Annotated in this window: 6 protein-coding genes; 2 read left to right on the plus strand and 4 right to left on the minus strand. The window is 66.7% G+C overall.

The window, feature by feature from the left end:
* Positions 1 to 1,232 (minus strand): lipoprotein-releasing ABC transporter permease subunit (locus tag B7Y64_RS18785; RefSeq protein ID WP_291329589.1); only part of this gene is annotated, 1,232 nt, incomplete at its 3' end.
* An 80-nt stretch (positions 1,233 to 1,312) separates the two neighbouring features.
* On the opposite strand from B7Y64_RS18785, the gene B7Y64_RS18790 reads away from it, so the two are divergent.
* Both B7Y64_RS18790 and recJ read left to right on the plus strand, forming a co-directional pair.
* Positions 1,313 to 2,278, plus strand: a complete 966-nt coding sequence (locus B7Y64_RS18790; protein ID WP_291326730.1) for a phosphoglycerate mutase — start codon at positions 1,313 to 1,315, stop codon at positions 2,276 to 2,278.
* Positions 2,275 to 4,074 carry a single-stranded-DNA-specific exonuclease RecJ gene (gene recJ / locus B7Y64_RS18795; RefSeq protein WP_291329591.1) on the plus strand — a complete coding sequence of 600 codons (1,800 nt, stop codon included), beginning with the start codon at positions 2,275 to 2,277 and terminating at the stop codon, positions 4,072 to 4,074. Before B7Y64_RS18790 ends, recJ begins: the two co-directional genes overlap by 4 nt.
* Before the next feature lie 202 nt (positions 4,075 to 4,276).
* On the opposite strand, the gene B7Y64_RS18800 is transcribed toward recJ, so the two are convergent.
* The 3 genes from B7Y64_RS18800 to B7Y64_RS18810 all read right to left on the minus strand — a co-directional run.
* The gene (locus tag B7Y64_RS18800) at positions 4,277 to 5,623 is read right to left on the minus strand and encodes a type II toxin-antitoxin system HipA family toxin (RefSeq protein ID WP_291329593.1); all 1,347 of its coding nucleotides are present in this window, start codon (positions 5,621 to 5,623) and stop codon (positions 4,277 to 4,279) included.
* The gene (locus B7Y64_RS18805) at positions 5,623 to 5,928 is read right to left on the minus strand and encodes a helix-turn-helix transcriptional regulator (RefSeq protein WP_111866151.1); all 306 of its coding nucleotides are present in this window, start codon (positions 5,926 to 5,928) and stop codon (positions 5,623 to 5,625) included. Before B7Y64_RS18805 ends, B7Y64_RS18800 begins: the two co-directional genes overlap by 1 nt.
* Before the next feature lie 211 nt (positions 5,929 to 6,139).
* On the minus strand, positions 6,140 to 7,337 hold a 1,198-nt coding region (locus B7Y64_RS18810), incomplete at its 5' end, for a methyl-accepting chemotaxis protein (protein ID WP_291329595.1).

Consider the following 7,337-nt stretch of genomic DNA (forward strand, 5'->3'; position numbering starts at 1 on the left):
GCGGGGTTGACGCGGCTGGCGCGCCAGCTGGGGTAGAGCGTGGCCACAAAAGCCAGCACGAGGGAGATGACCGTGATGGGCACGATGTCGCTGCTCTGCGGCTCGCTGGGCATCTTGCTGATGAGGTAAATATCCTGCGGCAAAAAGCTGGCGTTGAGCGCGCGCTCGATGGCGGGCACGATCACATCGATGTTGCTGGCAATGGCCAGGCCCAGCAGCAGGCCGGACATCGTGCCGATCACGCCCACCATGGCGCCCTGCACCACAAAGATACCCATGATGCTTTTGGGGCTGGCGCCCAGCGTGCGCAGGATGGCGATGTCGGCGCGCTTGTCGGTCACCGTCATCACCAGCGTGCTCACCAGGTTGAACGCGGCCACGGCCACGATCAGCGTGAGGATGATGAACATCATGCGTTTTTCCAGCTGCACGGCGGCAAACCAGGTGCGGTTTTGCTGCGTCCAGTCGCGGATCAGCAGCTGGTCGCTCAGGCTGCCCGCCAGTTGCATGGTTACCTCGCGCGCCTGGTGCAGGTCCTTGAGCTTGAGGCGAATGCCCGTGGGGCCTTCGAGGCGGAAGATGCGCTGCGCATCCTCGTGGTGCAGCAGCACCAGCGCAGAGTCGTATTCGTAATGGCCCGAGTCAAACGTGCCCGCCACCGTCATCTGCTTGAGGCGTGGCACCACGCCAGCGGGCGTCACCTGCCCGGCCGGTGCGATCAGCGTCACGGCGTCGCCTGCACGCACGCCCAGGGCGCGGGCCAGCTCGCCGCCCAGCACCACGCGAAACTCGCCCGGCACCAGCAGCTTGAGCGTCTCTTCGTTGGTGGCGGCCAGGTCGGTCACCGCGCCTTCGAGCGCCGGGTCGATGCCGCGCACCAGCGTGCCCTTCATGTCCTCGCCGCGCGCCAGCAGGGCCTGCGCACCCACAAAGGGTGCAGCGCCGATCACGTTGGGGTTTTGCCGGGCCTCGGCCAGCGTGCGTGCCACATCGGGCAGGGCCGTGCTCTGGGGCGAAAAAATCTCGATGTGCGAGACCACGCTGAGCATGCGGTCGCGCACCTCTTTCTGAAAGCCGTTCATCACACTCAGCACGATGATGAGCGCCGCCACCCCGAGCGCAATGCCCAGCATGGACACGCCCGAGATGAACGAGATAAAGCCGTTGCGCCGCGTGGCGCGGCCCGCGCGCGTGTAGCGCCAGCCCAGGGCCAGTTCGTAGGGAATTTGCATGGTTTGAAAAGAAGGTCTGCGCCCTGCGCGGATGGCAAGCGCCAGACGGAACCAATTGTGGCATCCCGGACAATAGCGGGATGTCGGACACCACCTCTTTGCTCATTCCCTATGCCGCGAGCACGGCCGAGGGTTGCCAGCAAGCCCTCCAGGGCCTGGCCCTGCCCCATCTGGACCGGCTGCTGGCCCGGCTCAGCCCCCACACCGCGCAAACCGATACTGGCGAGGAAACCAGCTTCACCCCCCCGCACGAACGCGCACTGGCACGCGCCCTGGGCCTGCCCTTTGACGACGGCCGCACTCCCTGGGCCGCGTGGCACCGCCACCAGCAGGGCCAGCCCGCACACGGCCAGGCCTGGGCCTTCATCACGCCGTGCCAATGGCATGTGAGCACCGACCACATCACCCTGCGCGACCCGGACAGCCTGGGGCTCGACGAAGCCGCCTCGCGCGCACTGCTGGCCATCGTGGCGCCCTGGTTTGCCGAGGACGGCATCGCGCTGCACTACGACCAGCCCACGCGCTGGCTGGCCAGCGGCGCGCTGTTTGATGGATTGGCCACCGCCTCGCTGGAGCGTGTGCTGCTGCGCGACGTACGGCCGTGGATGCCTGAACCCCGTGCAGCGCAGGCGGCCCGCACCCTGCACCGCCTGCACAGCGAGATGCAGATGCTGCTTTACACCCACGCATTCAACGACGAACGCGCGGCGCGCGGCCTGCCGGTGGTCAACTCGTTTTGGGTGCACGGCACTGGCCCCCTGCCCACGCCCGCCCCAACCCCCACCACCGTACCCACGGTGCCCACCACGCTGCGTGATGCGGCCCTGCGCGAAGACTGGCGCACCTGGGCCACTGCCTGGGCGGCGCTCGATTCCGGCCCCGTGGCCGATCTGCTGCGACAGAGCGAAAGCGGCGCACCCGTGCAACTCACGCTGTGTGGCGAGCGCAATGCACAGGGCTTTCACAGCGCACCGCGCGGCCTGGCACAGCGCATTCAAGGCTTTTTCAGGCCCCAGCGCTTTATGGACCTGCGCAATCAGCTATGAAAATTATAGCAAGAGACATTCCCCCCCGCGCCGCCTGGGCGCTGGAACAGGCCGGCGTGCACCCGCTGCTGGCGCGCCTGTATGCCGCGCGCGGCGTGCGCGCCAAGGATGAACTGGACGATGGCCTGGGTCGGCTGCTGCCCCCATCGGGACTCAAAGGCATCGACGCCGCCGCGCGCCTGCTGGCCGATGCCATGGCGCAAAACAAGCGCCTTTGCATCGTGGCCGACTACGACTGCGACGGCGCCACCGCCTGCGCCGTGGGCGTGCGCGGCCTGCGCCTGCTGGGGGCTACCCACGTGGACTATCTCGTGCCCGACCGCGTGACCGATGGCTACGGCCTCACCGCGTCCATCGCCCGCCGGGTGGCCGAACGCGGCGCCGATGTGCTCATCACCGTGGACAACGGCATCGCCAGCGTGGAGGGCGTGGCCGAGGCCAAGGCGCTGGGCCTGCAAGTCCTCGTCACCGACCACCACCTGCCCGGCCCCGAACTGCCCGCCGCAGACGCCATCGTCAACCCCAACCAGCCCGGCTGCACCTTTGAGAGCAAGTCCATGGCAGGGGTCGGTGTGATGTTCTATGTGCTGCTGGCGCTGCGCGCCGAGCTGCGCGCGCGCGGTGTGTTTGATGCATCGAGCGCCGCCGGGCCGCCCCAAGGCGCGAGCGCCCCCCTGGGGGGCAGCGAACCACGTGAAGCGGGGAGCGTGGGGGCACCTAGACCCCAACCCAAGCTCGACCCCCTGCTCACGCTGGTGGCTTTGGGCACCGTGGCCGACGTGGTCAAGCTTGATGCCAACAACCGCCGCCTGGTGGCGCAGGGCCTCAAGCGCATCCGCGCAGGCCAGATGCCTGCCGGGGTGGCCGCACTGTTCACCGCCGCCGGCCGCAAGGCGCCCGTGGCCACCACGTTCGACTTCGGTTTTGCTTTGGGCCCGCGCATCAATGCGGCGGGCCGCCTGGCCGACATGACACTGGGCATCGAATGCCTGCTCACCGACGACGCGGGCCGCGCGGCCGAGCTGGCGGCCACGCTTGACGGCATCAACCGCGAGCGCCGCGAAATCGAGGGCGGCATGCGTGACCAGGCGCTGCTGATGGCCGAAAGCCTGTTCCAGGAGGACGAAGAACCGCCGCCGGCCATCAGCGTGTTCGACCCCGATTTCCACGAAGGCGTGGTCGGCATCGTTGCCAGCCGCATCAAGGACAAGCTACACCGTCCCACCTTTGTGTTTGCTGCCAGCAGCGCGCCGGGCAAGGCGCACGAGCTCAAGGGATCGGGCCGCTCCATCCCCGGCTTTCACCTGCGCGATGCGCTGGATTTGGTGGCCAAGCGCCATCCGGGTGTGCTGCTGAAATTTGGCGGCCACGCCATGGCGGCCGGCTGCACGGTGGCCGAAGAAGCGTTTGACGTGTTCGAGCAGGCCCTGGCCCAGGTGGCGCGCGAATGGCTTGATGCGGCCGCGCTCACGCGCCGCATCGAAACCGACGGCCCGCTGGCCCCCGAATACTGCCGCGCCGACATGGTGGACACCCTGCACCGCGAGGTGTGGGGCCAGGGCTTTGCCCCACCCACGTTCAGCGAAGAAGTGCAGGTGCTCAGCCAGCGGCTGGTGGGCGAAGGCAAGAACCACCTGTCCATCAAGCTCATCCACCAGGGCAATCCCATCGACGCCATCTGGTTCAGCCACACCGAACCCCTGCCCACGCGCGTGCTGCTGGCGTTTCGACTCGACGTCAACGAGTGGAAGGGCGAGCGCAAGGTGCAGTTTCTGGTGGAAGGCGCGCAGCTGTAAAGCCCAATGCAGCTACGCTCCCCCCCGGCAAATACGACTGAATAGGCCGCAACGGCAACCGCCGCAACGCCTGGTCGGTGAGCTTGCCGTAGTGCTCCATCCACAGGTCAAACAACGTGTCCAGCCCGATCAGGGTGATGTGCCGCTTTTCCTGGATGCGCGCTGCGGTGGCTGCATCCTTCGTAAAGCCAGCGCTCATCGCTTACCCAGCAATATGGAGTGCCCCATCTTGGTAGTTTCGATTTTTTGTTTTGGTTGGGGGCGAAAACCCCTCAAACGCATCGCCCGCCTGCCACGCCCCTACCGCGTACACCCGCTCGTCCCGTAGGCCCTGCACGCCCTCGGCCCAGGCCAGCAGCATGCGTTTGCCGATGTCTTCAAAGCCGGGGTGTTGCGCCATGGCCTGGCGCACCTGGGGGCCCACATCGGCCACCGCATCGCTGATGGCTTGCACCATGTGCTGTTGCTCCTTGGGCTGGATGCCAAACGTGGCGGCGATGAACTTTTGCAGGCTTTTGCCGGGCGTCCAGGTGCGTTTGCCCATGAACTCGATGCCGGGCGGGTTGTGCGCAAAGCCCGCATACACGCTGGTGGTCAGCACGTCGTAGGCGGGCGCCAGATGCACGTCGGCCCGGCGGGTGTAGCGCAGGGCCAGGTTTTTGGCATGGCAGTCGGCGTTGCGCAGGGCGTAGGTCAGCAGCAGGGTGGTGGCCAACTGGCGAAAGGTGTCCCGCCGCTGCGCGCCGGGCACATGGTCGCGCACAGCTTTGGCGATGCGTTCCCAGGTGGTGTCGTATTTGGCGGCGGGGCGCAGGCCCAACAGGCTGCAAAAGTCTTCCATGCCCCACAGCGGCTGGCCGTGTTCGTCCACGTCAAAGCGGTGCACCACCAAGGCCTGGCCATCGTCGGAAACTTCGGTGGTGGCGGTGGGCATCACACGGCGGGCCACCTGCATGCACAGGTGTTCGTTCAACGCGACGAAGGGCAACTGGGTGCTGGAGCCTTTGATGATGTGGCGGCGGGTAATGACGCTGGCTTTTTTGTGCAGTGCCAAGGCTTCCATGGGGTCGGCCGGTGCCGCGCCCGTTTCGGCCCGCGCATCCAGAAACTTGGGTACCACGCCCGAGACGCCGCTGGTGGCGTGCTGGCGCACCAAGGCCGCAAAGGCGGCTTCGGAGTTGTCGCCCTTGAGCAGCGCGGCCACTTCGATGGGCTGGGCCGGTTCACTGAGCTGCGCGCCCGGCGCTGCCACCTGCAGGCGGCCCACCATGTTCCGGCCAATGACGGACAGCAGAGCAATGGGGCTGGCGCCGATGTGTGGGCCAAACTGTTCTTGCAGCACCTGAAGCAGATAGCCCTCGGGCAGGTTCATCTGCAGCACGGGCGGAAGCTGGTCGTCCCACACATAGCTCTCCAGGCGCACGGGCATGGTGAGCGACACAAAGTCGTCGGCCGCCACCTGCGGGTGGTAGGTGAGCACGCTTTTGAAGTCGCCAGATTGCTCCAGCGTGGCGACCTCGCGGCCCAGCACGTACACAGACAACTGCATCAGCGACGGCCCTCACTGGAAGTACCCTGGGCATCGACCGTGCGCCCCGGGGTGGACTGTGCGCGCTCGCGGCGCAACTCGTCCAGATTGCCCGCCTGGCCTTGCGCCACGATGTCCAGTTCGGCCTCCAGCACAGCCAGCACCGCCAGCAGTTTGCGCGCGCCAAACTCCGCGGACCTGCCGCGTTCAAAGCGCGACAGGGATTCGGGCGTGACGCCCGCCTTGGCCGCAACATCGCCCTGCTTGAGGCCCAGCAGTTTGCGACGTGTGGCGACGGCCTCACCGAGTTCTTGGAGGGTTTGCAATTGATATTTGCGTCAAAATTTTTGCAATGCTAGCAATTTTTGACGCAAAAATCAAAATACTGATGGGTGAGTCGGAATGCTTGCCGAGTAAGCGCCAGAAGCAGACTTGCGCAATAAAAAAAGCCAAATCGGGCTCTAGCGCTTACCCATCAATCGCTAGCAGCTATCAAAACATGAGCAATCTGAAGCCATCTGAAGCCTGTAGAGGGAATCAGAAGCTCTCCCAGTCGTCATCGTTGCCCGTGGTCGCAGCGCGGGGCGCGGGCGCTGGGGGCTTGGTGGCCAAAGGCTTGGGCGCGGCGGGAGCTGCAGACGCCAGCCGCGCGGCCGGTTTTGCAGCCGGGGCGGATGCAACCCGCACCGGGGCCGGTGCGGAACGTGGGGCGGCCACTGCCGGAGCAGGGCGTGGGGCCACAGGCGCGCGGGTCAGCACGGCGCCCACGTTGAACACCGACACCACGTTGGCCAGGTGCTGGGCCTGGTCGCGCATGGATGCGGCGGCTGCGGTGCTTTCCTCTACCAGCGCGGCGTTTTGCTGCGTCATCTGATCGAGGTGCGTGACGGCCTGGTTGACCTGGGCGATGCCGTCGCGCTGCTCGGTGGACGAGGCCGTGATCTCGCCAATGAGGTCGCTCACGCGGCGCACGCTGGAGACGATTTCTTCCATGCTCTGGCCGGCCTGCGCCACCTGGGCCGAGCCCGCTTCGACGTTCTCGACCGACGCGCTGATGAGCTGCTTGATCTCTTTTGCCGCCTCGGCGCTGCGCCCTGCAAGGCTGCGCACTTCGCTGGCCACCACGGCAAAGCCGCGGCCCTGCTCGCCGGCACGGGCGGCTTCCACGGCGGCGTTGAGCGCCAGGATGTTGGTCTGGAAGGCGATGCCGTCAATCACGCCAATGATGTCGCTGATCTTTTTGCTGCTGTCGGTGATCTGCTGCATGCTGGCCACCACCTGGCCCACCACCTCGCCGCCACGCGCGGCCGCCTGGGCGGCGGTGCCCGCCAGCTGGTTGGCCTGGCGAGCGGTGTCGGCCGACTGGGTGACGGTGGCCGTCAGCTGCTCCATGCTGGCGGCGGTTTCTTCGAGGTTGGAGGCCGTCTGCTCGGTGCGCGCTGACAGGTCGTGGTTGCCGTTGGCAATCTGCACCGATGCCGACGACACCGAGTCCACCCCCGAGCGCACATCGGTCACCACACCCCGCAGCTGCGTGGACATGGCCGACAACGAGCGCAGCATATGGCCAAACTCGTCCTTGCGGGTGGAATGCAGCTCTTGCGTGAGGTCGCCCGCGGCGATGGCGTCAATGGCATTGACGGCCTGGTCGAGCGGCCGGGTGATGGAGCGCACCAGCTGCCACGCCATGGCCAGCCCCACCGCCAGCAGCAGGGCAGCCATTACCAGACCCATG

Origin of the sequence: Acidovorax sp. 35-64-16 (assembly GCF_002281195.1) — a bacterium.
Classification (GTDB): Bacteria; Pseudomonadota; Gammaproteobacteria; order Burkholderiales; family Burkholderiaceae_C; genus Acidovorax; species Acidovorax defluvii.

Coding starts and splice junctions, on each gene's coding strand:
- B7Y64_RS18790 (WP_291326730.1), top strand. CDS start 1,313: ATGTCGGACACCACCTCTTTGCTCATTCCCTATGCCGCGAGCACGGCC.
- recJ (WP_291329591.1), top strand. CDS start 2,275: ATGAAAATTATAGCAAGAGACATTCCCCCCCGCGCCGCCTGGGCGCTG.
- B7Y64_RS18800 (WP_291329593.1), bottom strand. CDS start 5,623: ATGCAGTTGTCTGTGTACGTGCTGGGCCGCGAGGTCGCCACGCTGGAG.